The sequence below is a fragment of the Roseibium sp. RKSG952 genome (genome assembly GCF_009711355.1).
The window spans coordinates 1-23,746 of record NZ_SMMF01000875.1 but is presented as its reverse complement, the minus strand read 5'-3'; the positions used below and the strand labels follow the sequence as shown (position 1 = coordinate 23,746).

At 57.2% G+C, this 23,746-nt stretch carries 26 protein-coding genes; 13 read left to right on the top strand and 13 right to left on the bottom strand.

Features of this window, described 5'->3' with window-relative positions; translation table 11 throughout:
• Positions 1-77 precede the first annotated feature (77 nt).
• The 5 genes from E1297_RS12845 to E1297_RS12825 all read right to left on the bottom strand — a co-directional run bounded on the left by E1297_RS12845 (position 78) and on the right by E1297_RS12825 (position 3,609).
• Positions 78-488 carry a hypothetical protein gene (locus E1297_RS12845; RefSeq protein ID WP_155138692.1) on the bottom strand — a complete coding sequence of 137 codons (411 nt, stop codon included), beginning with the start codon at positions 486-488 and terminating at the stop codon, positions 78-80.
• Positions 489-589: 101 nt separating this feature from the next.
• On the bottom strand, positions 590-1,111 hold the full coding sequence (locus E1297_RS12840; protein WP_155138690.1) for a hypothetical protein: 522 nt from the start codon (positions 1,109-1,111) through the stop codon (positions 590-592).
• 161 nt (positions 1,112-1,272) lie between these two features.
• Positions 1,273-1,737, bottom strand: a complete 465-nt coding sequence (locus E1297_RS12835; protein ID WP_155138688.1) for a hypothetical protein — start codon at positions 1,735-1,737, stop codon at positions 1,273-1,275.
• A gap of 89 nt (positions 1,738-1,826) precedes the next feature.
• Positions 1,827-2,357 carry a CinA family protein gene (locus E1297_RS12830; protein WP_155138686.1) on the bottom strand — a complete coding sequence of 177 codons (531 nt, stop codon included), beginning with the start codon at positions 2,355-2,357 and terminating at the stop codon, positions 1,827-1,829.
• 13 nt (positions 2,358-2,370) lie between these two features.
• Positions 2,371-3,609, bottom strand: a complete 1,239-nt coding sequence (locus E1297_RS12825) for a bifunctional 2-C-methyl-D-erythritol 4-phosphate cytidylyltransferase/2-C-methyl-D-erythritol 2,4-cyclodiphosphate synthase (RefSeq protein ID WP_155138683.1) — start codon at positions 3,607-3,609, stop codon at positions 2,371-2,373.
• A gap of 137 nt (positions 3,610-3,746) precedes the next feature.
• On the opposite strand from E1297_RS12825, the gene dusB reads away from it, so the two are divergent.
• From dusB to E1297_RS12805, 4 genes are all read left to right on the top strand, one after another.
• Positions 3,747-4,781: a tRNA dihydrouridine synthase DusB gene (dusB, locus tag E1297_RS12820; protein ID WP_155138681.1), complete on the top strand. Its 1,035-nt coding sequence runs from the start codon at positions 3,747-3,749 to the stop codon at positions 4,779-4,781.
• Positions 4,778-5,932: a nitrogen regulation protein NR(II) gene (locus E1297_RS12815; protein WP_155138679.1), complete on the top strand. Its 1,155-nt coding sequence runs from the start codon at positions 4,778-4,780 to the stop codon at positions 5,930-5,932. The genes dusB and E1297_RS12815 overlap by 4 nt, the downstream gene beginning before the upstream one ends.
• 2 nt (positions 5,933-5,934) lie before the next feature.
• Positions 5,935-7,377, top strand: a complete 1,443-nt coding sequence (gene ntrC, locus E1297_RS12810) for a nitrogen regulation protein NR(I) (protein WP_155138678.1) — start codon at positions 5,935-5,937, stop codon at positions 7,375-7,377.
• Positions 7,378-8,042: 665 nt separating this feature from the next.
• Positions 8,043-8,402 carry a helix-turn-helix transcriptional regulator gene (locus tag E1297_RS12805; protein WP_155138676.1) on the top strand — a complete coding sequence of 120 codons (360 nt, stop codon included), beginning with the start codon at positions 8,043-8,045 and terminating at the stop codon, positions 8,400-8,402.
• A 118-nt stretch (positions 8,403-8,520) separates the two neighbouring features.
• Here E1297_RS12805 and E1297_RS12800 read toward each other — a convergent pair whose 3' ends face one another.
• The 5 genes from E1297_RS12800 to E1297_RS12780 form a co-directional block, all read right to left on the bottom strand.
• Positions 8,521-9,021 carry a hypothetical protein gene (locus E1297_RS12800; RefSeq protein WP_155138674.1) on the bottom strand — a complete coding sequence of 167 codons (501 nt, stop codon included), beginning with the start codon at positions 9,019-9,021 and terminating at the stop codon, positions 8,521-8,523.
• 151 nt (positions 9,022-9,172) lie between these two features.
• Positions 9,173-9,715, bottom strand: coding sequence for a gamma subclass chorismate mutase AroQ (aroQ, locus tag E1297_RS12795; protein ID WP_155138671.1), 543 nt, complete (start codon positions 9,713-9,715; stop codon positions 9,173-9,175).
• Positions 9,716-9,755: 40 nt separating this feature from the next.
• Positions 9,756-10,280 (bottom strand): hypothetical protein, encoded by a 525-nt coding sequence (locus E1297_RS12790; protein ID WP_155138669.1) that lies wholly within the window; start codon positions 10,278-10,280, stop codon positions 9,756-9,758.
• A 186-nt stretch (positions 10,281-10,466) separates the two neighbouring features.
• The gene (locus tag E1297_RS12785; RefSeq protein ID WP_155138667.1) at positions 10,467-10,964 is read right to left on the bottom strand and encodes an ureidoglycolate lyase; all 498 of its coding nucleotides are present in this window, start codon (positions 10,962-10,964) and stop codon (positions 10,467-10,469) included.
• Positions 10,965-10,969: 5 nt separating this feature from the next.
• Positions 10,970-11,791 carry a bifunctional allantoicase/(S)-ureidoglycine aminohydrolase gene (locus E1297_RS12780; protein ID WP_155138665.1) on the bottom strand — a complete coding sequence of 274 codons (822 nt, stop codon included), beginning with the start codon at positions 11,789-11,791 and terminating at the stop codon, positions 10,970-10,972.
• 242 nt (positions 11,792-12,033) lie between these two features.
• On the opposite strand from E1297_RS12780, the gene E1297_RS12775 reads away from it, so the two are divergent.
• Together E1297_RS12775 and E1297_RS12770 are read left to right on the top strand one after the other, a co-directional pair.
• A complete protein-coding gene (locus E1297_RS12775) occupies positions 12,034-12,612 on the top strand; it encodes a DJ-1/PfpI family protein (protein WP_155138663.1) in 579 nt (192 codons plus the stop codon).
• Between the two features lie 39 nt (positions 12,613-12,651).
• A complete protein-coding gene (locus E1297_RS12770) occupies positions 12,652-13,110 on the top strand; it encodes a hypothetical protein (protein WP_155138661.1) in 459 nt (152 codons plus the stop codon).
• Between the two features lie 134 nt (positions 13,111-13,244).
• Here the strand turns inward: E1297_RS12770 and E1297_RS12765 are convergent, their stop codons facing one another.
• Together E1297_RS12765 and E1297_RS12760 are read right to left on the bottom strand one after the other, a co-directional pair.
• Complete coding sequence (locus tag E1297_RS12765; RefSeq protein ID WP_155138659.1) at positions 13,245-13,451, bottom strand: hypothetical protein; 207 nt, start codon at positions 13,449-13,451, stop codon at positions 13,245-13,247.
• A 12-nt stretch (positions 13,452-13,463) separates the two neighbouring features.
• Positions 13,464-13,661 carry a YdcH family protein gene (locus tag E1297_RS12760; protein WP_155138657.1) on the bottom strand — a complete coding sequence of 66 codons (198 nt, stop codon included), beginning with the start codon at positions 13,659-13,661 and terminating at the stop codon, positions 13,464-13,466.
• A 118-nt stretch (positions 13,662-13,779) separates the two neighbouring features.
• Here E1297_RS12760 and E1297_RS12755 point away from each other — a divergent pair, with 118 nt between their 5' ends.
• The 3 genes from E1297_RS12755 to E1297_RS12745 all read left to right on the top strand — a co-directional run bounded on the left by E1297_RS12755 (position 13,780) and on the right by E1297_RS12745 (position 15,969).
• A complete protein-coding gene (locus E1297_RS12755; protein WP_155138655.1) occupies positions 13,780-14,712 on the top strand; it encodes a LysR substrate-binding domain-containing protein in 933 nt (310 codons plus the stop codon).
• A gap of 87 nt (positions 14,713-14,799) precedes the next feature.
• A complete protein-coding gene (locus E1297_RS12750) occupies positions 14,800-15,120 on the top strand; it encodes an antibiotic biosynthesis monooxygenase (protein ID WP_155138653.1) in 321 nt (106 codons plus the stop codon).
• Between the two features lie 3 nt (positions 15,121-15,123).
• Complete coding sequence (locus tag E1297_RS12745; RefSeq protein WP_155138651.1) at positions 15,124-15,969, top strand: GNAT family N-acetyltransferase; 846 nt, start codon at positions 15,124-15,126, stop codon at positions 15,967-15,969.
• A gap of 16 nt (positions 15,970-15,985) precedes the next feature.
• Here E1297_RS12745 and E1297_RS12740 read toward each other — a convergent pair whose 3' ends face one another.
• Positions 15,986-16,828: an alpha/beta fold hydrolase gene (locus tag E1297_RS12740; RefSeq protein WP_155138649.1), complete on the bottom strand. Its 843-nt coding sequence runs from the start codon at positions 16,826-16,828 to the stop codon at positions 15,986-15,988.
• Between the two features lie 447 nt (positions 16,829-17,275).
• Between E1297_RS12740 and E1297_RS12735 the strand changes: the two genes are divergently transcribed.
• From E1297_RS12735 to E1297_RS12720, 4 genes are all read left to right on the top strand, one after another.
• Entirely contained in the window at positions 17,276-19,720 is a 2,445-nt protein-coding gene (locus E1297_RS12735; RefSeq protein ID WP_209015772.1) for a S8 family peptidase, read from the top strand.
• A gap of 143 nt (positions 19,721-19,863) precedes the next feature.
• On the top strand, positions 19,864-20,433 hold the full coding sequence (locus E1297_RS12730) for a cysteine hydrolase family protein (protein WP_155138644.1): 570 nt from the start codon (positions 19,864-19,866) through the stop codon (positions 20,431-20,433).
• A complete protein-coding gene (locus E1297_RS12725) occupies positions 20,430-21,344 on the top strand; it encodes a DMT family transporter (RefSeq protein WP_155138642.1) in 915 nt (304 codons plus the stop codon). Before E1297_RS12730 ends, E1297_RS12725 begins: the two co-directional genes overlap by 4 nt.
• Positions 21,345-21,589: 245 nt before the next feature.
• Positions 21,590-23,602 (top strand): alkaline phosphatase family protein, encoded by a 2,013-nt coding sequence (locus E1297_RS12720; protein ID WP_155138640.1) that lies wholly within the window; start codon positions 21,590-21,592, stop codon positions 23,600-23,602.
• Positions 23,603-23,746 lie beyond the last annotated feature (144 nt).

Genomic DNA, 23,746 nt, shown 5'->3' with positions numbered 1-23,746 from the left:
CATCGATTGTGTGAAGTAACGTCTCCGTGATCACTTTCGAGTATGAGAGCAGCGAGAAAAATGGCGGCTTATCCGGTTTATTGCCGGGTGAATCCATCCCGAATGCTGCGCAAACGGTCGCGCATGTCACCCGATGATGATTGGTCGGCGCGGATGCGGTCGATTTCATTTTGATCAAGGCCGAGGTTTTCCGGCTGAAGGGCAGCTGGATCAGGAAGGCAAAATATTTCGCGCCGTCCGCCGTTGTTGTTTTCAATTGTAATCAGCTGGCCTGCCGCTGATTCCCTTTCAGACCAAATGACCGTTGCGCCGCGAATCCAAAAAATATGGTCACAGTAAACCACCCTGACATAGCCGGGTTTTGGACCGGGCATCAATTGATGTACGCCGTTGAAAACACCGTCCGGTGTTTCTGAACGGATATAGTAGTCGCCATCCGGCGCTACGGGAATTTCTGCGTTGGCATGATCACCCGGCACGAACAGCATTGCCAAAGTCAATAGGATACGCATCCGGGGCTTTCGTTTGAGACCTTGCTTGTAGTACTGCGACTTCTTCGGTCCGTCCTTGGAACGATACCGGGATAGTGTTAATCGAATCTGACGTCTTGCACGAAAGACTTTTCAGTTCGCTGTCTGGCCGGGAAGACCGGGGCGGAAGATTGTTCGTCCGCAGTGGTGTCGCGTTTTTTGAACGACTTTGAAATGGCGGAAAACCGGGTCATGAACCTTAGTGCAGCGCCATCTGATCGAATGACCTGATCGGCGTCCATGGTTATGCCCAGGAGCTTCAAGGTGACGTGATCGGTCGGTTTTTCACAGACGGATACCCAGCCCTTGCCATGGTTGTATTCGAGCCTGACATGATGAAGGTTATCGGTTTCCAGTTCCGTCCAGGCGACTGTTTTGGGCCGAACCCAAAAGGCCCGCCCACAGTAGCTTACTTCCATCAGGCCGTCCGATTCACGCTGGAAGATCTTGTGGCTTGCGAGGAACTTGCCGTCCTCCTCGCGCGAGATCATGTAAAAATCCCCGGGCTCGACTGTGACCTCACTTTGGGCTGAGGAAAAGCTCATGGCCAGCAGAGCGGCGGCGGTGCAGAGTTTCAGCATTCTTGTCTCACCTTGCTCTTCATTCGGAGCAATGGTTTGCTGATGATCAGATCATCGATTGTGTTGTTATAATTGCATCTTTTCGCGCTGCAATCAATCGCATGATCCGCGCCAGCCCGGTATCTAAGCGGGTATTGCTGTTTGCGGTATGATCTGGGTCATCAGTCTTTCGTGCGGTCGGTATTTTTGTTTCCGAACTGGGTTCGGAAGGCGCGGCCGATCGTATCCATGCGGCTGAGTGCTGCACTTGTCTCCGGATCGACGTAGAGAACATCTCGCGGGTCCATCGCGATGCCGAGGTCGGACAAGGTCACTTGCCGCTCGGGGTCTTCGCAAATCGGCCGCCAGCCCTTGCCGCCATTATACTCGACCCGCACCTGAAGCTCATTTTCGACCTGTATTTGGGACCAGGCAACGGTGTATGGCCGGACCCAATAAGTCCGGTTGCAATATGTAACTTTCCGCAAGCCGTCGGACGGGCGCACGAATATCTTGTGGCTGCTGCGGAACTGGTTTTCGGAAGAACGGGCAATCAGGTAGTAATCGCCCGGAGCCGGAATGGATTGGGCGAAAGCTGTTGCGGAAATGGCTTGCAGGCACAGACACATGAACAAGACCGGTTTCATCAAGATCCCCTGAAACGCCGCGGTTACCGTTTCGCCAGCGCAAGTGGTGAAGGACTGTCATGTATCACTATCATTGTAAATAGTTCGTATTACAATCCGTTTTGTTGTTGCTGCTGAACAGTCTTGAGGATCCACCGCAAGGCGGTTTCGATTGCTGCGGCCCGGATGAATTGCCGTCCCTCGGTTTCAAAAAGGTGTTTGGCGTGGGCGGTCGGCCGACCTTCGGCGGCCAGCCCGAAATGAACGGTTCCAACCGGTTTTTCCAGGCTGCCGCCGCCCGGGCCGGCAATGCCTGTGACAGAAACGGCGATTTGCGCATTTGAACGGGACAGGGCGCCTTCGGCCATGGCGCGTGCAACCGGTTCGCTGACAGCTCCACAAGTGGCGAGCAAGTCCTGACCGACACCCAGTATCTCGTGTTTGGCTTCATTGGAATAGGTGACGAAGCCCCGGTCCAGGACGGTGGAGGAGCCCGCGATTTCGGTCAGGAGGCCGGCGATCAGGCCACCGGTGCAAGATTCCGCAGTGGCGATGCGCAATCCGCGTGTGGAGCAAACGGTAATCACCTCCCGGGCAAGCGGAAACAGTCTGTCATAGGCCGTCAGGTTCGGATCGCTCATTTGCATGCTCCCGTTATGCGTCGATGAATGGCAGCCGGACCGTTGCACTTGCCATTGCGGCAATCCCTTCGGAGCGGCCGGTAAACCCGAGTTTTTCCGAGGTGGTGGCCTTTACCGAAATCCGGTTGAGCGGGAGTTGCGTGATCCCGGCCATGGATTGGCGAAGCGCGTCCCTGTGTGGCCCGATCTTTGGCGCTTCACACACAATGGTGACATCGATATGGGCCAACCGGCCGCCGAGTGCCTCGACCCGCTGGATGGCCTCTTGAAGAAACTGGTCTGAGGCGGCTCCCTTCCATTGCGGATCGGAGGGCGGAAAGTGCATGCCGATATCGCCGTCTGCTATTGCGCCTAGGATGGCATCCGTGACCGCATGAAGGGCGACATCCGCATCCGAATGGCCTTTCAACTTGCGGTCAAACGGGATCTTGATCCCGCATAGAATGACCCCGTCGCCGGGTTCCAGCGCATGGACGTCATATCCGCTTCCCACACGGATGTCCGGCAGGCTGGCAAGAGGCGGAGATGATTGGAGCTGTGTCATTTTAAGGATCCGTTCCGCGCGCTGAAGGTCGCCGCGCATGGTGATTTTCAGGTTGTCGGTGTCGCCCGGAGCAAGCTCAACACTGAGACCTGCCCATTCCGCCAGTCCGGTATCGTCGGTGAAGTCTGTCAGACCTTGCCGGGCAGCGTGTTCGTGTGCCTTGAGGATCTTTGCGTAGGCGAAGCCCTGTGGTGTTTGGGCTGCAAAAAGGCTTGTTCTGTCAACTGTTTCCAGAGGGATCTTTTTATCGGACTTGCGTTTCAAGGTGTCGAACACCGGTGTTGCTGCAAGGCAGGCAGACGTGCCGTTTTCAAGGCTGCCGATCACGCCTTCAATGACAGCCCGAGACACAAGCGGGCGTGCGCCGTCATGGATCAGCACCAGATCGGGAGTGTGTGCCGAAAGCGCTGTCAGGCCGTTGTGAACCGAGATCTGCCGGCTTTCGCCACCGGTTTCCGGCGGGAGCAAGTGGCTTTTCCGCGTGGATTGGCATCGCTCGGCTGCGTGTTCGTAGAGCGGCAGGTCGTCGGGCGAAATCACCACAAGTACATGGGAAATCCGGGGATGACTGAGAAATGCATCCAGTGTATGGCTCAACACCGGGCGCCCGGCGAGCCTGTGATATTGTTTCGGCGCCTCCCGGTCTGTAGCGCCAAACCGCCTGCCGCGGCCGGCGGCCACGATCAAGGCAGCAATCTGCGTGGTCATTCGGTCCTCGTTCATCCTGCGGGTGATGAGCTGTTGCCAAGGCTGTCTTCAAGCATGTTGTTGAGGCGGAAGCAATTTCCACTTGCTGCAAAGATGTGAATGTCTATTATATGGGCAATAATTGAAGTGCACACGATATGAGCAATACCGCCTTGCGCCTGCAATCTTATAGTCCGCCACCTCTCCGCATTGGTCCGCATGAACTGTCTTGTGCAGCTGTTCTGGCGCCGATGTCGGGTGTCAGCGACTTGCCGTTCCGCCGGATTGCCGCGCGGTGTGGCGCCGGAATGGTCGTCAGCGAAATGGTGGCAAGCGAATCCTTCGTCAAGGGTGATGCTGAAACACAAATGCGCGCCGAAGCCCAGGACAGTGGTTTGCATGTGGTGCAACTGGCAGGCCGCGAGGCACGCTGGATGGATGAGGCTGCCCGGGTAATTGCGGGTCTGGGTGCCGATGTGATCGACATCAACATGGGGTGCCCGGCCAAGAAAGTCACCAGCGGTTATTCGGGATCGGCACTGATGCGGGATCTCGATCATGCCTTGACCCTGATCGAGGCGACGGTCGAGGCGGTCGACATTCCGGTGACCCTGAAAATGCGCCTTGGATGGGATGAGCGTTCGATCAACGCGCCTGAGCTTGCGCGCCGCGCAGAGGCTGCTGGCGTTCGGCTGATAACTGTTCACGGACGGACCCGCTGTCAGTTTTACAAAGGAACGGCGGACTGGGATGCGATCCGGGCGGTCAAGGAAGAGATTTCTGTGCCGCTGATTGCCAATGGCGACTGTGTTTCCTTCGAGGCGGCAAGCGCGATGCTGCGTGCCTCGGGAGCGGATGGTGTCATGATCGGGCGCGGTGCTTACGGACGCCCCTGGCTCCCTGGCCATATCGGACATTACCTGAAAACCGGTGAACACCTGCAGGATCCGAGCGGTCCGGACCTGAGCCGGCTCGTGACAGCGCATTATGAGGACATCTTGAATCACTATGGAAAAGAGGGCGGATTGCGGATCGCCCGGAAGCATTTGGGTTGGTATCTGGATCTGACCGAAAGCCATTGCGAGGTGCCGGGTAGTGTCCGGCGGGCATTAATGACCTCCCACGAGCCCACAGAGGTTTTGCGGCTTGCCGCTGACTGGTTTGCGGCACCGGCTGCGCGGAGTGCTGCATGATCAAGCAGCATGACAATGCGCAACGGCAAGCAACCCTGATCAATGGCGGGGCCGCAATCCTTGATGCCCTGCCGCATCCGGTTGTGCTGGTCGGCCCGGATGGTGTGATCGAAACGGCGAACATGGCCGCTGAAATCTTCATGCGGTCAAGTGTGGCGGTCCTGCGCCGTTACCCGGTCAGCGAATTCGTTCCCTTTGGCAGCCCGCTGCTGACCCTGATCGATCAGGTGCGCGAGCGCGGTGCGGCGATCAATGAATACAAGGTCGATATCGGATCGCCCCGGATCGGATCGCACAAGGTTGTCGACATCAACGCGGCCCCGGTTGCCGACCGGCCCGGCGCCGTCGTGCTGATGTTCCAGGAACGGACCATGGCGGAAAAGATCGACCGCCAGCTGACCTCGCGCGGAGCCGCGCGCACGGTCACGGGACTGGCTGCCATGCTGGCGCATGAGATCAAGAACCCCTTGTCCGGGATCCGCGGTGCAGCCCAGCTTCTGGAGCAATCCGTTCCCGACGAAGACCGGGCGCTAACCCGCTTGATCACCGACGAGACTGACCGGATCGTCAAGCTGGTCGACCGGATGGAAGTGTTTTCCGATGAACGTCCGATTGCCCGCGAGCCGGTCAACATTCATGTGGTTCTGGATCATGTGAAACGTCTTGCAGACAGCGGGTTTGCACGTGATGTCAGGATCGTGGAGGACTATGATCCGTCCCTGCCGCCGGTCCATGCCAACAAGGACCAGTTGATTCAGGTGTTTTTGAACCTGATCAAGAATGCCTGCGAGGCGATCGGCAGCCAGTCCGATGGCGAAATCCGGATTACGACCGCATTCCGCCCGGGGGTTCGCCTGTCTGTGCCGGGAACTGACAATCGGGTCAGTCTGCCGCTTGAGTTCTGTGTGGAGGACAATGGCCCCGGCGTGCCGGAGGACCTGATGCCGCATCTTTTCGAACCGTTCATCACCACAAAGACCAATGGCTCGGGCCTTGGGCTTGCGCTGGTTGCCAAGATCATCGGCGGTCACGGCGGGGTGATCGAGTGTGACAGTCAGCCGAGGCAGACCGTTTTCCGCATTTTGATGCCCGCCTTCACCGAGGCCGGTGCACCGGCCCTTGGACTTTCCGACAAAGACAGGATTTCTTGACCATGCCAACAGGCACGATCCTAGTTGCCGACGATGACGCCGCGATCCGGACGGTACTCAATCAGGCGCTGTCGCGCGCAGGTTACACGGTGCGCATGACGTCGAATGCCACAACACTTTGGCGGTGGGTCAGTGCCGGTGACGGCGATCTGGTGATCACGGATGTGGTGATGCCGGATGAAAATATTTTCGACGTTTTGCCGCGCATGAAAAAGCAGCGGCCGGATCTGCCGATCATCGTGATGAGTGCGCAAAACACCTTCATGACGGCGATCAAGGCCTCCGAGAAGGGGGCTTACGAGTATCTGCCCAAGCCGTTTGACTTGAAGGAGCTGACCGGGATTGTCGGCAGGGCCCTGGAAGAGCCGAAGAAGCGTCCGGTCCTCGGTCAGGATGACGACATGCATGAGGGCATGCCGCTTGTCGGACGGTCCCCGGCCATGCAGGAAATCTATCGCGTGCTCGCCCGTCTGATGCAAACGGATCTGACCGTGATGATCAACGGTGAATCGGGCACCGGCAAGGAGCTGGTTGCCCGCGCGCTTCATGACTATGGCAAACGCCGGAATGGCCCTTTCGTTGCCATCAACATGGCCGCTATACCGCGCGATTTGATCGAGGCCGAGCTCTTTGGTCACGAGAAGGGGGCCTTTACCGGCGCTCAGGTGCGCAGCTCCGGCCGGTTCGAGCAGGCCGATGGCGGGACGCTGTTTCTGGACGAGATTGGCGACATGCCGATGGAGGCGCAGACCCGGCTTTTGCGCGTGCTTCAGCAAGGCGAATACACAACTGTTGGCGGTCGTATCCCGATCAAGACCGATGTCCGGATTGTGGCGGCGACCAACAAGGATCTGCGCCATCTGATCAATCAGGGCCTGTTCCGCGAAGACCTTTATTTCCGTCTGAACGTTGTGCCGATCCGGTTGCCGCCGCTGCGCGAACGTATCGAGGACATTCCCGATCTTGTGCGGCATTTCTTTTCGCTGGCCGAAAAGGAAGGACTGGCGGCCAAGCAGATAGATCAGGGAGCGCTCAATCTCCTGCGCCGCTACCGCTGGCCCGGCAATATCCGGGAACTTGAAAACCTGATCCGCAGGCTGGCTGCACTCTATCCGCAGGATGTGATCACCGAGGGCTTGCTTGAGCATGAGTTGAGTCACCCGACCGCCACGCCGCTGGAAGAGGAAACCAATGAGGCAGCCAATCTGGGCGGCTCAGTAGAACGTTATCTCACCGGCTATTTCGACAATTTCGGAGACGCATTGCCGCCGCCGGGGCTTTATCACAGGATTCTGCGCGAGGTGGAATATCCGTTGATCAGCGCTGCCCTTGCCGCGACCCGTGGCAACCAGATCAAGGCTGCGGAGCTTCTTGGGGTCAATCGCAACACGCTGCGCAAGAAGATTCGCGATCTGGATATCCAGGTGCTGCGGCCCATGCGATGACTAAGTATCTTAGAAAGCGCAAATAAGTATCTGAACTAAATAGCCTTATTTGCGCAGATGACTTGATTTCCATGCGCTGTGTACGTCGGATGGAATGCGCTGATACCAGCCTGCCTATTCACTATGAGTTGCCTGGCGCTGGGCGTTTTCGTCTCTGTAATACGCGATAAATCAATGGATTAATGAAGTTTCTTTAGAATTTTATGAATGTTGTGCCAGCAGGCGGGTCTTTGGCATGGCGGTATGGCGTGGCGGGTTCGCTTGTCGGTATGCCTTGCGGACCGAACACTCTGTGATCGATCATTGGAGATATGCTATCATCATCATGAGGCCTTCCAATGGGGTGGCCAGTTCAAAGACTGGAGCAGTTGGACGCGATCAGGGTTGGTGAAGCAGGCACAAACCCAGGCTGTCAGCATGGAAGACTATCTTGTTAAGCGATTGATGCTGTGGCCTTTTTTGCAATCGCAGCGTTGAAAATGAACAATATGAGACTGTTCCGGTGAACACTTTCGGGTAATACGGTTACGGAAACGCTTGAAAAATCGCCGCGAGCATCAACTTAAGGGTCAGGTACTGTTGTTGCAATGCGGTATGAAAAGTCGGATAATGCTGCAATGCGATAGCAGGCATGTATATAAACAACGACCGGTGCGGATAGGACAATGAACCTTCCGATATTCAAGAGTGATATGGATGCAGCTGAGTTCGATCAGCTTATGGCGCAAGCGCGCAAGGCCAGCGAACTGTTGAAGGCGCTCTCCCACGAGGTGCGGCTTGTGATCCTGTGCCTTTTGTCCGAAGGCGAAAAATCGGTTTCTGAACTCGAAGACATTCTGACAATGCCGCAAGCGGCGGTGTCGCAGCAGCTCGCGCGCTTGCGCCTTGAAGGGCTCGTGCAGTCCCGGCGCGATGGACGCATGATCTACTATAGCCTGATGAACCAGGAAGTCAGTTCGATCATCGGCACACTTTACGAGCTGTTTTGCAAGGATGTGCGGGTGCCCAGGCCCAATGGAGACTGATCCTTCATAGTCATGTCAAGGGCCCACGGCAATGTCCCTAAGCCCTTAGCGACTGCGGGTCTGCTTGACAGCTTGAAGGGCGCGCGACCGCAGGATTGCACGAAAGGTAATGGCCTTCTCAGCTGGATGGAGGGGTCGTCTCGCTTGTATTCGTTTGTGGTAGGGGCGTGCAGTCACGCAATCCGATCAGGGTGTTGGTAATGACCGTCCCTGCCTGCTGCAAGGCTGCTTCTGTGACGTCGGGGCCTGCCATGGTCAACCCTTGGGCGGCGACTTTCAGGTCCGTGATGTTCCGGTTCAGGGCCGCCAGATCCTGACGAAGCACGTTGTTGTCGGCGATGCCGGGGTTTTCAAGCGCAGAAGAAAGCTGGTCGAGTTTTTGGTCGATCGACATCAGCCGCGCCCTGAAGTCCTCCGGTGACACTTGCAACCGTGACATTGCCGCATCGGTAACACTGGAGGCGAGTTGCGCCCCGGCCGTTTCGACCCGGTTCAGCATCATCAGGACCAGCACAATGGCAACGATGACAAGAATGGATGTGGCATTGATGAGCGCAAGGATGAATTGACCGGGAAGGCGCGCAATCCGCCGGCCGAGGGATGGGGTCTCTGATGTCATGAGGCTCTCCATGATGATAGGAGTGGTGCCGGGGAAAAACTCCCTTGATAGTGCGGCCAGAATCCGGGATAGGCAATGAGTGTTCACAATCCATGAGCGAAATTTGGGCTATAGAAGCGCGATGTTCATTGCCTGCTTGGTGCAGGGCGTTCTACTGAGCTTTGGATGCATTTTGAACCTGTAGCAGGGCCTCAAAAACGGATTGTTTGGCCGCGGGAGACAGGCATTTCACATTGACCGTCGCGTTGTAGCTGGCAAGATCGGTTGGTGTCACCGTTTCATCGGCCATCAACTTGATGATCTTGTCGCCAAGGGAAATCAGCTGAGGTCTGACCACTGTTTTGAGATCGGGAGCATCCTGCAGGACCGGGTCCCCTTTTCCCCAACGGGCAATCCAGCAGTTTTGAATGTTCTTGGCTGCGTTCATTTGAGCCTGGAAAAAGGCTTCAACAGGGCTTGCCGGTAAGCCCTCCTTTACGGCTTGCCGGGTTGCGGCTTTCAGGACCACGGCTTCACGCGCAGGATCGTCTACCGGGTCATTGTGTTTAAGTTTGAATGCCGCGACGGGCTCCATGTATTCCAGACGCTCATTGATCGCTTCAAATAGCGCTTCCGGAGAACCGAACGCCTTCCCCGGCAAGACCAGGGTGAGTGCGCCCAGGATAACCAGAGCCTTCACAGTCTTAGGTCTCATGCTCGTCCGCCCCCCCTTTGCAGTGATGAAAAAGCTAGGTTCATTTCAGTTTCAACAATGTGTTGAACAATTTGTCCTTTGTTTCTTCGGACAGGCAGTCAACCTGGATGGTTTCCTTGAATGCCTTCTCATGTTCGGAAGTGATGGTTTCTTCAGCGAGGCTCTCGATGATAGTCGTCCGCAAGCCTGTCAGAGCAGGGAGGACGACTTCATTTATGTCCTTGTATTGAACGGGTGCTGATTCATCTTCGGTCCATTGGGTTATCAAGCAATACTGGATTTCGTTGGTGGCCGCATACCGGGCTTCGAAAAAATCATGGGCACGCTCATAATGGAGACCGTTATCGGCGGCTGCATTGGCGTCATTGACCAGCTGGCGCTGGGTATAAAGTCTTGCTTGTCTTCCCGAATACTCGACAGGGCTGCCCGTGTCCCTTTTCCAGGCGGCTACGGCCTGCATATAGCTGAACTGTTCATTGAGAGCATCAAACAGCGTCTGCGGACTGGCTTCGGCAGTTGCTGTCAGCAGAAGAAATGAAACTGCCTGTGCCATGACGTTTTTCATGCAGCCTCCCGGACAATGCGCGTGGAACGCAGCTGGCTGTCATCATAGCGTCCGGTGCTTTCGAGCGAACAGCTGTGATTATTAACAGGATCGTGGCCTGATTGCGGTTGAAGCGAAATCTGTCAGGCTGAAACTGCGTTATCCGGCTTGCGGGACCACACGGTTCGGCAGGTGATAGCTGGAAATCTAGCGTGCCTCTTCCGTGACCAGATAAGGACTGTCGAACCAGAATTCCTCCAGATTGTTGCCAGTGCCGATCCGGTCGACAACGGCGAAGAGGCCTGGATCGCTTAAAGGCGTGAGGACCCCGTGCCAGGTGTTGCGGTGAAAATTGATGCCCTGTCCGGGATGTGTCCGGAATGCGCGCGGGCGTCCCGGCCTGCCGTCATCATCGGGGCAAACGATCACGAGAAACGGTTCCAGCGACATTGGCAGAAACGCTTGGCTGCCGAGTGGATGCCGCTCCACCATTTCCAGCTTGTAAGGCAGGGTCCGCTTTTCCGACTTGAAAAGGGAGACCCCGGCTGAGCCATCGCCAGTGAAATCGAGGGCTGCCAGATCGTGATAGCGGCCGCACTTGCCCTGATTGATGACCTTGTCCGGTGCACCGGCGGCTTCAAGCACATCGCCGAAGGGGGCGAAGGCGCCGGTGGTCAGGGGCTCGATCCGGATTGTCTCGGGCATGGCCATCACCGCAGCTTCATGTGGCGGTTGACATCCTTGTAAAGCAAATACCGGAATTTTCCCGGACCGCCCGCGTAGCACGCCTGAGGGCAAAAGGCGCGCAGCCACATATAGTCGCCAGCCTCCACTTCGACCCAGTCCTGATTGAGCCGGTAGACCGCCTTGCCCTCAAGAACATAGAGCCCGTGTTCCATGACATGGGTTTCGGCGAAGGGGATCACGGCGCCCGGTTCGAATGTGACGATGTTGACATGCATGTCGTGACGAAGGTCGGACGGATCGACAAAACGAGTGGTTGCCCATTTGCCTTCCGTGCCGGGCATTTCGTTTGGGGTCATATCCTTTTCATTGGTGACAAAGGCTTGCGGGGCGTCGAGCCCGGCGACCTTGTCATAGGCCTTGCGGACCCAGTGGAAGCGCACTGGCTGTTGGCTTTCATTATGCGCGCGCCAATCGAGTGCGGGCGGCAAGTAGGCATATCCGCCCGGTTCCATGACATGGACATCGCCCGCAATGGTCAGGGTCAGCGTTCCCTCGACCACGAACAGGACCGCTTCGGCTTCCGGATCTGTTTCCGGGGTCTCGCTGCCGCCACCGGGCTGGACTTCCATGATGTACTGCGAAAAGGTTTCAGCAAATCCGGAGAGCGGGCGTGACAGGACCCAAAGCCGCGTTCCGGTCCAGAACGGCAGGAAGCTGGTGACGATGTCGCGCATGGTACCCTTCGGGATCACCGCATAGGCGTCGGTGAAGACAGCCCGGTCGGTGAGCAGTTGGGTTTGGGGCGGATGGCCCCCGGTTGGCGCGAAATAGGGCGAAGACGTCATGCAGGTTCCAGACTTGGAGGTTGGCTTCAGCGTCGCCTGAGGTCAGGCAGCCGGACTATTGCGCAGATTATGCAAGCCGGCTCGCCGCGCCAAGTTCGCTTTGCATTCGGAGCGGCACCAAACTGAATACTATGTGGATTGAGGATTGAATGCGTCGGTCGGGGCAAGTGCCTTGACCCGGCCCTCCGGAATGGTAATGTTATGTTCCTTATATGTTCTACTTGCGCTCTAAAGGGTCAGGAATGCCAAAAGTCGCTCTTTTGCTCACCGATGGGTTCGCCGACTGGGAATACGCCCTGATTGCAGGAACGGGCGGGCCGTTCTACGGCCTTGAGGTGGGCTTTTTTGCCCCTGCGGCGGGCAATCTTCGATCTCAGGGCGGATTGCAGGTTCAGGTGCCTAGTGGTTTTGACGAGGTGCAGGTCTGGCAGCCGGACGTGGTTGTCGTTGTTGGGGGAATGATCTGGGAGAGTGGCAATGCCCTGGATATCAGCGAAATGCTGGCGGCCCTCAAACGCTTGGGCGTGGCAGTGGCAGGTATCTGCGGCGGGACACTGGCACTCGCGCGTGCCGGGCTGCTTGAAGACGTTCGCCATACCTCAAACGATCAGGGCTTTCTGATCAAGAACGCTGCCGGTTATGGCGGGTCCGCGCATTTCGAAGACACACCTTCTGCAGTTTCGGATCGCGCCGTGATCACGGCTCCCGGGACAGCGCCCGTCAGTTTTGCTGCTGAAGTCTTCCGGGCCGCAGGGGTGGAACCTGCAGCGGTCACGCAGTTCACCACAATGCTCGCGGCCGAGCATGGTTCAGGCGTCTGAATTGGCCAACCCAAAAGAGCGGACCGTAAAAAGGCATAAATGACAGATCTGGCACAGTACAAGGCAAGGTCGGGAACTTTCATTCCGGTCTGGACACTTGAGATCCAGACCCTGCCCGAAGACACGGATCGCATTCTGGACGCGGTTATGGCGGTCCACCCGCTCGGCTATGGCCGGTATCAACGCAATGCCAGTATTTCGGCATCAGGGCGCGAGACGTCTCAGCCAACGGCGAAGTCGACCACGGATACGCATGTGGCTGATTTCAAGCCCGGTAGCACGGAGACTTACCCAATGGTCGAGCTGAAAATCTCCATTGAGCGGGACATGGTTGTTTTGGAACAGGTGATGGATGCCATCCTCTATGTTCACCATTATGAAGAGCCGGTGATATTTCTAAGAGAGGATTGGGTGAGTCGTGCGGCTTATGACCCCGAAAGCCGAAACCCGAACCGGTGGTGGAACAACGGGCGTGGTTTGCCTGCGCGAACCGATTGAACCGGTGAAGCGACGGTTCGCGGGTCCCGGGAGTGAACCCGACAACGAAACCTGATCCCCGAAACTGATGCGGCTGCCAAAAAAGAAAACCCCGCCCGTGCAGTTGGGCGGGGTTGGCGATCCGGCAGACCGGTTTACACGGTCGCGGTCCGTGTCCTGCGCAGCTCTGCTCGGCTCGCCTCGACCTTGTCCAGCACCGTGTCGCAGGCGGTCGATCTTTTTTCGTTCAAGAAACCGCTCATGCGGGCCTCGAGATCCTTGAGCCGCATTTGACGCCGGTCGTTGACGGACATGGCGTTGGTAGTAGGGGGAAACATAAACGGCCAGAATACGGGGCGCATGGCGTGTTCCTTTCAGGTCGGCAGCAGGTCTGCGCGTTGTTTACGGTCGAGGACGTGTTCCAGTCTGGCAATTTCGTCGCGGATCCGCAGTTTAAACTTTTTTAATGTCCGGATGTGCATTGCGTCGGGTGCCGGACGCTTTTCCTCCCGCCGGATCTGTGTTTCCAGCGTTTCGTGCTGGCTGCGCAGAGCTTTCAAACGGGTGTACATCAGCGTTTTCTCCTAACATTCTTTCGTGACACTTCGAATATGGTTTGAAATGGATCATAGTTGAAATACATTGATTGTATTGAATTGATCGTTTTTATCTATCGGAGACTCTCTGCAAATGGGCTACCGGCCGTCCGCCCGGCAACTGGAGTATTTTCTTGCGCTCGCAGAGATCTGCCACTTCGGCCGGGCCGCCGAGCGCTGCAACGTGTCCCAGCCGACCTTGTCGGCGCAATTCAAGCTCCTTGAGGAGCAGCTCGGCGTTGCTCTTCTGGACCGCGGGGGCGGTGACATCTGTTTGACACCCGCAGGGGAAGCGTTGCTGCCGCTGGCGCATCAGGTTCTTGAAGCACTTGATGAAATTGTCGCTGCTGCTAGTGCCCGGATCGGCAATTTGGGCGGGCTGGTACGTCTCGGTGTCGCGCCTACCTTCGGACCCTATTTCATGCCGCACATCCTGCCGCGCCTCAAGTCGGCCTTTCCGGGACTGGAGCTTTATATACGCGAAGAGAGACCGGTTCAGCTTCTGCCCGACCTGTTGTCGGGTGCTTTGGATTGTGTCTTGTGCCCGGCCCCTTTTGCCTCCGATCAGGTCGAAAGCGAAGTGATTTGCACCGAAGAGCTGCTGCTTGCCCTGCCTTCGGATCATCCGCTTGGAGGGGTCTCTACCGTTCCGCTGGAAGCGTTGCGCGGAGAAAGGCTGCTGACCCTTGGCCGGGGGCACAGGCTTTACGAAGACGGACAGGCCCTGGCGCAGGCGGCCGGAGCACTGTTCCGGGAAGATTACGAAGGTACCAGCCTGGATGCGCTTCGCCAGATGGTGTCGATCGACATGGGGCTTGCGCTGTTTCCGGCCGGATATATTGCCTCGGAGTTTGGCAAGGAAACAGGCGTGCTCCTGAAAGCCATCAGGGATTTCCCGATGCGGCGGCAGATTGTTCTTGGATGGCGCAAGGCGAGTGCCCGCTCACCGCACTACCGGACAATCCTGGCATTGAGCCGCACTACGGCCCGCGACATGCAAGTGCGGGGAATCGTTTCGGAGAATTAATCATCCCCATGGAGCTTTATGTGGCTATCATGATCACACGAAGGGACATGGCCAATCGGATTGGCCGGGCAGGGGAGGAGGAGAGACATGCCGCAGATATCCGCCGGATCCGACATTCAGACGGTGATCACCACGTTCGACCTGACGCCCGGGACCTGTTGGGACCTGCTTGAGGAGTTGAAGGATGCCTACGAAAGTTTCATCCGCCATCAACCAGGCTTCATCGGGGCCGGTTTGCATGTTAACGACGCGCAAACCCGGATCGCAAACTACTCACAGTGGCGCCGGCGCGAGGATTTCCTCGCGATGCTGCGTTCGCAGGAAATGCGCATCCGAACCAAGCGCATGAGCACCTTGTGCAAGAGTTTCGAGCCGGTGATGTACGACGTGGCGGAGAGTTTTGATTAGGGAATGCAACAGCATATCAGGAGTTTGACTGGGGCGGATCTGGACGCTCTTTTTGAAGCGGTCTGTCTGGCGTTTTCGGATTACGTGATCCCGTTCGGGATTGCACGCAGCCAGTTCGATTTCATGATGCGGCAACGTGGATTGTGGCTAGAGGGGTCACTGGCAGCGTTTGACGAGGAGCGTGTGACCGGCTTCTGGCTGAACGCCATGCCGTGCCGCCAGCGTCAACACCGGGCCTATACGATTATGACCGGCACAATACCTCCCGAACGCGGAAAGGGCGTCATGGGCCGTTTGCTGGAAAAGGGGCGTGAAAGGCTGCAGGAGCAGGGCGCGTCCGGTCTGCAGCTTGAAGTGATTTGCGGAAACCGGACTGCGGAACGGTTCTACGACCGCAACGGCTTCCGCAAGCAAAGGCAGGTAGTCTGCTACAAGATGCCGGCGCTGCAGGTATCAGCGCATGCGTTCGATATCCGGCCAATCACCTTCGACGATGTCCGTGCGGCAGGAGATTTCGGTGATATTGCGCCAACCGCTCAAAACGATGATGTCAGCCTTGAAAATGTCGGTGATTCGTGTCTTTTGCTCGGGGCCTATCGTGATGGCGCACTTGTTGGCTGGATAATTGCCGTAAAGCCGTCTGCCACGATTGCCCAGCTGGCAGTCGACGAGAGCAGCCGGCGGCAGGGGATTGGACGGACGCTTGTCGCCGAAGCTTTTCGTGCCACAGGGGCGGAGGCCTTGTCGCTGCTGAATGTTGATGAAGGCGCGGCCGGATTCCATGCGTTCTTGCATGCCCTGGGGGGCGGGGAAACGGTCCGGCAAAACGAACTGATCCTGACGTTCTGACCTTGAAAAGGCTATTTCAGCCGTTCAGGAACGCGAGTGCCTTCCTGTTGAACAGGTCCGGATTTTCGTACATCAGAAAATGGCTGCCGCCCATTGCGGCCGGGATCACCTCGAGTTGGGCATTTGGCATCGATTTGGCGACATACGCCTGTGACTCCAGCGGATGAATGCTCGCTTCCCCGGCGAATATAAGAGATGTCTGATGAATGTTCGGCAGGAGCGGCCGCCAGTCCTGAAGGACGTTGTTCTCGATCAGACGCGCCGCATATTCCCTCGGCAGTTTCAGGTTCTCTGTAGCGAGTGCGGTCCGGTCCGCGATGTTTATCCGCTCCGAGAACATTCCGCCCACTATTGCAAGATGGTCGTCAACAGTGCGGGTGTTGCGCACAGCTTCCAGAAGCCCGCTCATGGCCTCAAGGGACGGAATGACCGCACCGGCTTGTGCCGCTTCCGTGTCCGGCCAGTCCGGTCTTGCCAGCAAGGCGGCGGGTTCATCGATCAAAACCAGCCGGCGGGGCGGGCGCTCCGGCCCGAACATGTCGAGATATGCCCATGTCATCGACACCGACAGGGAGTGGGCGACCAGGTCGAAGTCATGCAGCCCAAGGTACACGATGACGTCAAACAGGTCCTTTGCAAGGCGCTGGATCCTGTAGCCATCCCCGGGTTTGGCAGATTCGCCATGTCCGCGGTTGTCGAGGGCAACAATGCGGTGGCTTTGCGCAAAGGCCTCGAACTGGCCGGTAAACAGGGTCGCTGCCTGGGACCAGCCGCCAAGCATCAACAGATCCCTCCCGCGTCCGCCGGTGAGAAAAGAGAGCGAGACACCATCGCGTGTGGTTGTGATTTTCCGCTCCATCGTTCTGACCTACCCCTGTCCAGGCTCGAAATGCTGTCTTTCCAGTCGACGCTGCCAGTTCCGGCCACCTCTGAGTTTGCCCTGACTTTATCCGAGGAAAGCGGATGGAGTGTGCATGAAAAATGTGAAGGGCGATCTCGAGTGAGCCGATCATACCGCATACGTCCCCGGCGGTGGAGGCGAATAGAAAATGTGGCACTCGAGCGATGCCTCCCTGACGTTTTACGCCACTTATACGGAAGGTCTGTTTCGATAGGACCATTTTTCGTGCGGTTTGGTCTGCGTAGTATCAGGAATACGCAGCGTCAGGTGCAATTAAGGCACACTTCTTCATTCTGGTTCCGGTCGGAATGCTCAATATTTACAGATGTTTGCAAGGAAGATTATAAACAAATTGGAAATATATGCGGCCAAAAAATGGCCTTCGTTCGGAATGAAATATTGAATATGAATAAGACGTGTGTGCTGATGCGGAACCTTCCGCTGTGGGTGGGAATGTCGGCGATCCTGTTTACGGTGTCTGCCTGCAATGGCGGCGGCTCGACGGGGACGTCCGATGTCGATGACACGAGTTCGACAGAAACGGCCGAAGTGATCGAGGTCGGGTCTTGTGATGATGGAACCGGTGCCTCCGGAACCTTCGACTCCTCCTGTGTCACTTCTTTCGACGAAAGCGTTGCTGAGAGCATCTCCCGGACGGCTGAGTTTCAGGCTCAAACCAGAACCGTGAGCAGTGAATGGACCGGGTTGGGGGATGATATCGAGAGCAACGCCTATTCCGATATCAACCTTCAATACGCCCGATCCGTGGGCCTGACCGGCGCGGGGCAGACGATTTCAATTGTCGATGAGGGCTTCTTGTTGTCCCACGACGAGTTGGATGGAAAAAACATTACTCTTTATGGCGGCAACAATGCAGCCGATCATGGCACCTATGTCGCGACCATTGCCGCCGGTGAAGAAGATGGCAGCGGGACCATGGGCGTTGCATCGGGAGCCGATTTGCACCTCACAGCCTGGGATGACGGAACTGGTTCTGATGCCCCTCTGTCATATCTGGCAGCGGCCACGCTTGATGCAGCGGCAATCGGCGCTGTTGTCCAGAACAACTCCTGGACGTACGTTTACAAATCGAATGATCCGAACTCGGACGATGTGACAATTACTTTGTCTCATTTCAACGAGGCTGCCGCCGTCAATCCGACTTTGTCGTCGGAGGAGATACTAGGCAACAGCGTCACTGGCAGTGCCAGTGACTGGGCAGATTATATTTCCTCTCTTGAAACGTTTGCAATGCAGGGTGTGATCGTTTTTGCGCAGTCGAACAACGAGAGCGATACCAGTGCATCGGTCATGGCGGCCTTGCCCGAAATTTTCCCAGAACTCGAAGGCAGCTGGGCGGTCGCGGTGAACGGGGTGCCCGAATATGATTCAAGCGGAAATATTTCCGAGGTTCATCGCGTTTCGGCAGGCTGCCTTGAGACCGCTGCTTATTGTTTAACCGCCAATGGGTTCACCTATGGCGGAACGGCATCTACCGACAGCTCATATTCGTTCGAAGCCGGAACATCATTTGCCGCGCCTCAGATTTCCGGCTCGGTTGCGCTTCTGGCCGAAGCCTTCCCGTCTCTGCCTGCATCCGACCTTCTGGACCGGTTGTTTGCGTCTGCCAACAATACCTTTTTTACATCGACCGATGAAGTCGATTTCGGCAATGGTGTAACGCATGGATACAATGAAGAATTCGGGCACGGGTTTCTCGATCTGAAAGCAGCCCTGCTTCCCATCGGGTCTGTTGGGGTGCCGACTTCGAACAATGCCTATGATGGTGTCACATCTCTTGCCTCGGTCAGCATCACGTCGGGAAGCGCGCATGGCAATGCGCTGAGCAACGCGCTCTCCGGCAAAACCATGGCAGTCTATGATTCCCTCGGTGCCGATTTTGAAATTGATGCCGATGCGATCATCGGCAGCTCGTCAGATGATCTTGGAGAGCGGCTTGCGTCGTTCCGCTCCGTTGGTGCCGCCGACCGGGCATCCGCCATGTCCTATTCTTTCATGGACAATGGCCTTGCCGTTGACACCGGTGGTTTCCGGTTCATGTCAGGACCCGCCGGGGAAATTGGCGGGGATCTCGGGTTCATGCAGTCGGGCAAGGGGCTGTTTTCCGGGGATTCGTCCATCATGTCCCACAGTGCAGGTACCATGGCCTTTGCCACCGTTCGCAAGCGCGGCGGGCGCGGGTTCAGTGCCATGACCTTCGTCGAGCGGGATGACGCGGATGAAATCGCCTCCGCGGGCTTCGGGTTTTCCGCAGCACGCAGCATGACGCCGCGTTTGACAACTGTTCTCGGCTTTACGGCCAATGGCGAAAACGGCACGGCGCTGGGCATGAGCGCCGAAGACCTTGACGATGACACGCTCTCGGCAACAAGTTCTGCCCTGACCCTGTCCGGGGAATGGGCGCATTCCAGACGCCTGTCGTTCTTTGCCAATGCGGAGTTTGGACTGACAGCGGCAAACGGCGCGGGCTATCTGGAAAGCCTTGAGCCCTCGATGCACACAGCGTTCGGGTCCGGCATCAAGGTTCACGAGATTTTCTCAGACCAGGACCGGCTGACCTTCATGCTTCGCCAACCTCTGCGGGTGGAGCAAGGCAGTGGAACGCTCCGTTTGCCCTCCGGCCGGACGCAGGACGGGACCATTACATACGCAAGCTACGATGTCGGACTGGTTCCGGAGGCCAGACAAATTGACATGGGGCTGCGCTACGATTTCGGCCACCGCGACGCCACATCCTTTGGCCTCGGGGGTGTTGTGTCGTTTAACGAAGGGCACGCATCCGGCGAAACGGGCGCATCTGCACTCTTTTCCTTTAGGCATCTGTTTTAGTCTCCGGCCCCGTTTAGCGGCTTTCGCATAAGTTCCGGAGGTAAGGCGGAAACAGGTTTTGATCGGGCGCGTTCGTTGCTAGGGTTACGTTGCGTCTTTTGAGGAACTTCTCCAACCTGTGCCGAACGCAAGTGAGAAATGTCATGACGGTCCTTTGTCTAACGATCGATTTCATCAATGACATCTGTCATCCCGACGGAAAGATCGCAGCAGCGGCGGCGAATATCGAAGCCGGTAACGTCCTCGAGCATTGCAACCGCGTCCTGACATGGGCGCGGACACAAGGGAACCCGGTGGCCCATATCAAGGTCGGGTTTGACCGGGACTATCTGTTTTGCTCCGGGACATCACCGATTTTCAGGGCGGCCCGGGAGAAGGGGGCCCTGGTGCTTGGTTCCTGGGGCACGGAATTCTGCGATGGCCTTGAGGTGCGCGGATCAGAGCCGGTGATCATCAAACACCGTATCAGCGGCTTTTACGGAACGGAATTGATGCCGCTTGTTTCTGCATTGGGTGCACGCGAAGTTCTGCTGATGGGTGTGTCATCCGAAAATGCAGTTGAGTTGACTGCCCGCGAGGCGCATGACCGGGATCTGGCCGTCACTGTTGTGCGGGATGCTTGTTCTTCGCCAAGTCTCGCACAGCATGAGGCCACCATGACGTTCCTGAGCCGGATCGCCCGGGTGGTGGCCAGCTCGGAGCTGACCGGATGACGGGGCAGGCGCCGATCTCCAATCGGGCGTTTGCAATCGCGATCGGGTTGATGGTCGCCTCGGCAGTTTGTGTTGCAGCAGTTGGTCTGTTTGGCAAGGAAATGACCCAATCGCTAGACCTGACCGCTGCAGTTTTCCTTCGATTTTTCGCCCCGTTTCTGGTGTTGGCGGGGCTGATGATTGTGTACCGCCAGCCACTCAAATGGGCAAGCTGGAGACATCATGCCTTTCGTGCCGGTTTCGCGTTCGGGGCACAATTGTGCTTTTTCTACACGCTCGGCAAGGGCTCGCTCCTGATTGCGACCTTGTTGTTCACCACGTCGGGTTTGTTCTTGCCATTTGTAACCAGGCTCGCGTTCGGAACTGAAATCAAGCCCCGCACTCTGCTGGCGGTGATCATAAGCTTTGCAGGCGTTGCGGTCATTCTGGACCCAACGTCTCAACTGCAGCCTTTCGTCCTTGTCGGGCTTTTGGCCGGCCTCTTTAATGCGGGCTCGCAAGCAGTTCAGCACCGTCAATCAAAAATGGATGCTGCCCTTCCGGTGACTTTCGCAATGTTCGGGATCGGAAGCGTGCTTAGTGCGCTGCTGGTCTCAGTCGCAGGCGACTGGGCCGTGTTTGGAAGCGTTATGGGCACCGGCGGGCATGCGATTGTGATTCTTGTCCTGACGGCCGCTGCCTTTGCCGTCTTCACGATAGGGAACCAGTGGTTGAGGTCTATCGCATTCAGCTATGTCAACAAGCCTGCCAGCCTGACACCGTTTTACTATTCCTCGATCGTTTTTGCTGCGGCGCTGGACTGGATTGTCTATGGTCAGGCCCCCGCCTTGCACGCCTATATCGGCCTCGTGTTCGTTATTGCCGGTACGGTCATCATGTCACGCCGCAGTCAGCCCGCACCGGGTGCTTGAGCAACGCTGTGAGGTGTTGCGGGCAACATGCATCGGACAGTCCTGAAACGTCTTGCGTTTTTTCAATAACTTGGATGAGACTGCCGGCGTTGCGCAGTAGTGACGCCCGGCACAGACCGGGAATGAGTGAACGGGACAAGAGTGTTTCATGCGAGGACACAAGAATGCCGGGATTTGCCCGCACTCCGCGAAGGGGCAAACAGTTCCCGTAATCGATACCTGATTGGAAGTCCCGGTTTCAGATCATGCCGCAAACACAGACAGACAGTACCTTCAAGACCGGACAGCCGGAATTGCCGCCCGTATTGGCAGGCCCGATCCTTCGGAAGGTCACACCGGATCGGGTCGTGATTTGGCTCGCGAGCCGTTCAGCCGCCAAGGTCCGGCTGGAGCTGTTTCCGGACCATTTGCCACCTCTTTCTTTCGTTTTTGCGCCTGGCACGCCGGAATTGCCGATCCTGTCGGCCGGTGTCCATTTGCACTACCTTCTGGTTGACCTTCAGCTCAAAGATCCGCTGCCGGAGGATACCTGGATTTCCTACCGGTTGAGCTTGCAGCTGGATGATGATCCGGAGAAAACTTGGCAAGACCATACGGTCTGGGCGCCGGACCTGTGTTATCCTGAAAATGACTTGCCACGTTTCAAGGTGCCGACACGGGTCGATGCTCTTCTGCACGGATCTTGCCGCAAGCCGCACAGCCAGGAGCGGGATGGTTTGACCGCAGCCGATCGGCATTTGGCAAAATGTCTGTCCGGCGATGTTGATCACGAATCAGATAAACATGTTTGGCCGTCTCTCTTGGTGCTCAGCGGCGATCAGGTCTATGTCGACGATGTAGCCGGGCCAATGTTGCAGTCAATCAGCTTGCTGGTTGAAAGGCTTGGGCTTCCGGACGAGGCGCTTGAAGGTGTGGAACAGGGCTTTCCCGCATCTGGAAACGCGCTGGGCAAGGCTGGCGGGCTGCTCTACAAGCGCGAAACGCTGTTGCCCAAAATCGACCAGAATGCCTCGGTTTTTGATGTCCTGTTTGGCGGTACATCCAAACCGGTCTTTACATCCCAGCATGCACGCAACCATCTGATTACGCTGGCCGAAATGCTGGCAATGTATCTTCTGGTCTGGTCGCCGGCTGCCTGGAGCAGCCTGCCCGACCCCTCTGTTCCGGACGGATTGACTGAAAAAGACGCTAAGATGTACGCGCAAGAAACCGGGGCAATCAGGCAGTTCCGGGAGGATCTGCCCGCCTGCCGAAGGGTGTTGGCCCATTTGCCGACAGCCATGATGTTCGACGATCATGATGTGACGGATGACTGGAACCTGTCGCTTGCCTGGGAGGAGGCCGCCTATGGCCACCCTTTGTCCCGGCGTGTTATCGGCAATGCACTGGTTGCTTACGGGATCAATCAGGGATGGGGCAACCGGCCGGAAATTCTGGCGGAAGGTTTGTCAGCGCCTTTGAGAGGCAGTCTTGAAGCGCCCGGAAGCGCGAAACACGACGCGGCCATAGGCGAGTTCCTTTCCTTCGAACACTGGGACTTCGAATGGCCGACCAGCCCGCCGTTGATCGTGCTCGATACACGCACCCGGCGGTGGCGGTCCGAGCGCAACACCCACTATCCCTCCGGTCTTCTTGACTGGGAGGCTGTCACCGATTTGCAGGGGCATTTGCGTGGCAAGAGTTCCGTCTTGCTGGTGTCAGCAGCGCCGATTTTCGGGGTCAAGCTGATCGAAGCCGTGCAACGTCTGTTCACGGTTCTGGGCAAACCGCTGATGGTGGACGCTGAATACTGGATGGCCCATCCTGGAACCGCAAGTGCGATCCTGAATGTGTTCCGGCATCGCAGTACACCGGAACACTTCGTGATCCTGTCCGGAGATGTGCATTATTCGTTCGTTTATGATGTCGAATTGCGCCGTCATCGGGACGGCGCCGGTTCCGATCCGAAGATCTGGCAGATTTGCAGCAGCGGGATCAAGAACACCTGGCCGGAGAAGCTGATCTCTGCCCTTGACCACGGCAATCGCTGGGCATTCTCGCCACGCTCCCCCCTGAACTGGTTCACCAAGCGCCGGGGCATGCGGGTGATCCCGCGCAAGCCGGTCGGAACACCCCATGGACGGCGCATTCTCAATGCGTCCGGGATCGGATTGGTGATGCTTGATGAAAGCGGTGCGCCCACGGACATCCGGCAACTTGCGGCAAGCGGAGAAGTCGTGCCATTCGAACGCCGGGAACTGGAAGCCCGGCTGGACTGACATTGAGCGTCTTGGGTCAAGCCCGGCTCGCTCCTTGTGTTGCCGTGGCTGGCTGGCAACAGGACTTGCATCATTAAAAGTGTCAGTGGATAGGTACTTGGTGAGCGTCCGGCCAACCCGACCTGCCGGTCATTGCCTCGCGGG

Bases quoted from the DNA above. Each gene is read 5' to 3' on its own strand.
- E1297_RS12785 (WP_155138667.1), bottom strand. From the start codon at position 10,964: ATGCCCGAGACAATCCGGATCGAGCCCCTGACCACCGGCGCCTTCGCC.
- E1297_RS12730 (WP_155138644.1), top strand. From the start codon at position 19,864: ATGACGGTCCTTTGTCTAACGATCGATTTCATCAATGACATCTGTCAT.
- dusB (WP_155138681.1), top strand. From the start codon at position 3,747: ATGAGCAATACCGCCTTGCGCCTGCAATCTTATAGTCCGCCACCTCTC.
- aroQ (WP_155138671.1), bottom strand. From the start codon at position 9,715: ATGAGACCTAAGACTGTGAAGGCTCTGGTTATCCTGGGCGCACTCACC.
- E1297_RS12800 (WP_155138674.1), bottom strand. From the start codon at position 9,021: ATGACATCAGAGACCCCATCCCTCGGCCGGCGGATTGCGCGCCTTCCC.
- E1297_RS12790 (WP_155138669.1), bottom strand. From the start codon at position 10,280: ATGAAAAACGTCATGGCACAGGCAGTTTCATTTCTTCTGCTGACAGCA.
- E1297_RS12755 (WP_155138655.1), top strand. From the start codon at position 13,780: ATGGGCTACCGGCCGTCCGCCCGGCAACTGGAGTATTTTCTTGCGCTC.
- E1297_RS12765 (WP_155138659.1), bottom strand. From the start codon at position 13,451: ATGCGCCCCGTATTCTGGCCGTTTATGTTTCCCCCTACTACCAACGCC.
- E1297_RS12835 (WP_155138688.1), bottom strand. From the start codon at position 1,737: ATGAAACCGGTCTTGTTCATGTGTCTGTGCCTGCAAGCCATTTCCGCA.
- E1297_RS12840 (WP_155138690.1), bottom strand. From the start codon at position 1,111: ATGCTGAAACTCTGCACCGCCGCCGCTCTGCTGGCCATGAGCTTTTCC.
- E1297_RS12760 (WP_155138657.1), bottom strand. From the start codon at position 13,661: ATGTACACCCGTTTGAAAGCTCTGCGCAGCCAGCACGAAACGCTGGAA.
- E1297_RS12845 (WP_155138692.1), bottom strand. From the start codon at position 488: ATGCTGTTCGTGCCGGGTGATCATGCCAACGCAGAAATTCCCGTAGCG.
- E1297_RS12780 (WP_155138665.1), bottom strand. From the start codon at position 11,791: ATGACGTCTTCGCCCTATTTCGCGCCAACCGGGGGCCATCCGCCCCAA.
- E1297_RS12770 (WP_155138661.1), top strand. From the start codon at position 12,652: ATGACAGATCTGGCACAGTACAAGGCAAGGTCGGGAACTTTCATTCCG.
- E1297_RS12815 (WP_155138679.1), top strand. From the start codon at position 4,778: ATGATCAAGCAGCATGACAATGCGCAACGGCAAGCAACCCTGATCAAT.
- E1297_RS12735 (WP_209015772.1), top strand. From the start codon at position 17,276: ATGAATAAGACGTGTGTGCTGATGCGGAACCTTCCGCTGTGGGTGGGA.
- E1297_RS12830 (WP_155138686.1), bottom strand. From the start codon at position 2,357: ATGAGCGATCCGAACCTGACGGCCTATGACAGACTGTTTCCGCTTGCC.
- E1297_RS12725 (WP_155138642.1), top strand. From the start codon at position 20,430: ATGACGGGGCAGGCGCCGATCTCCAATCGGGCGTTTGCAATCGCGATC.
- E1297_RS12805 (WP_155138676.1), top strand. From the start codon at position 8,043: ATGAACCTTCCGATATTCAAGAGTGATATGGATGCAGCTGAGTTCGAT.
- E1297_RS12775 (WP_155138663.1), top strand. From the start codon at position 12,034: ATGCCAAAAGTCGCTCTTTTGCTCACCGATGGGTTCGCCGACTGGGAA.
- E1297_RS12825 (WP_155138683.1), bottom strand. From the start codon at position 3,609: ATGACCACGCAGATTGCTGCCTTGATCGTGGCCGCCGGCCGCGGCAGG.
- E1297_RS12745 (WP_155138651.1), top strand. From the start codon at position 15,124: ATGCAACAGCATATCAGGAGTTTGACTGGGGCGGATCTGGACGCTCTT.
- E1297_RS12720 (WP_155138640.1), top strand. From the start codon at position 21,590: ATGCCGCAAACACAGACAGACAGTACCTTCAAGACCGGACAGCCGGAA.
- ntrC (WP_155138678.1), top strand. From the start codon at position 5,935: ATGCCAACAGGCACGATCCTAGTTGCCGACGATGACGCCGCGATCCGG.
- E1297_RS12750 (WP_155138653.1), top strand. From the start codon at position 14,800: ATGCCGCAGATATCCGCCGGATCCGACATTCAGACGGTGATCACCACG.
- E1297_RS12740 (WP_155138649.1), bottom strand. From the start codon at position 16,828: ATGGAGCGGAAAATCACAACCACACGCGATGGTGTCTCGCTCTCTTTT.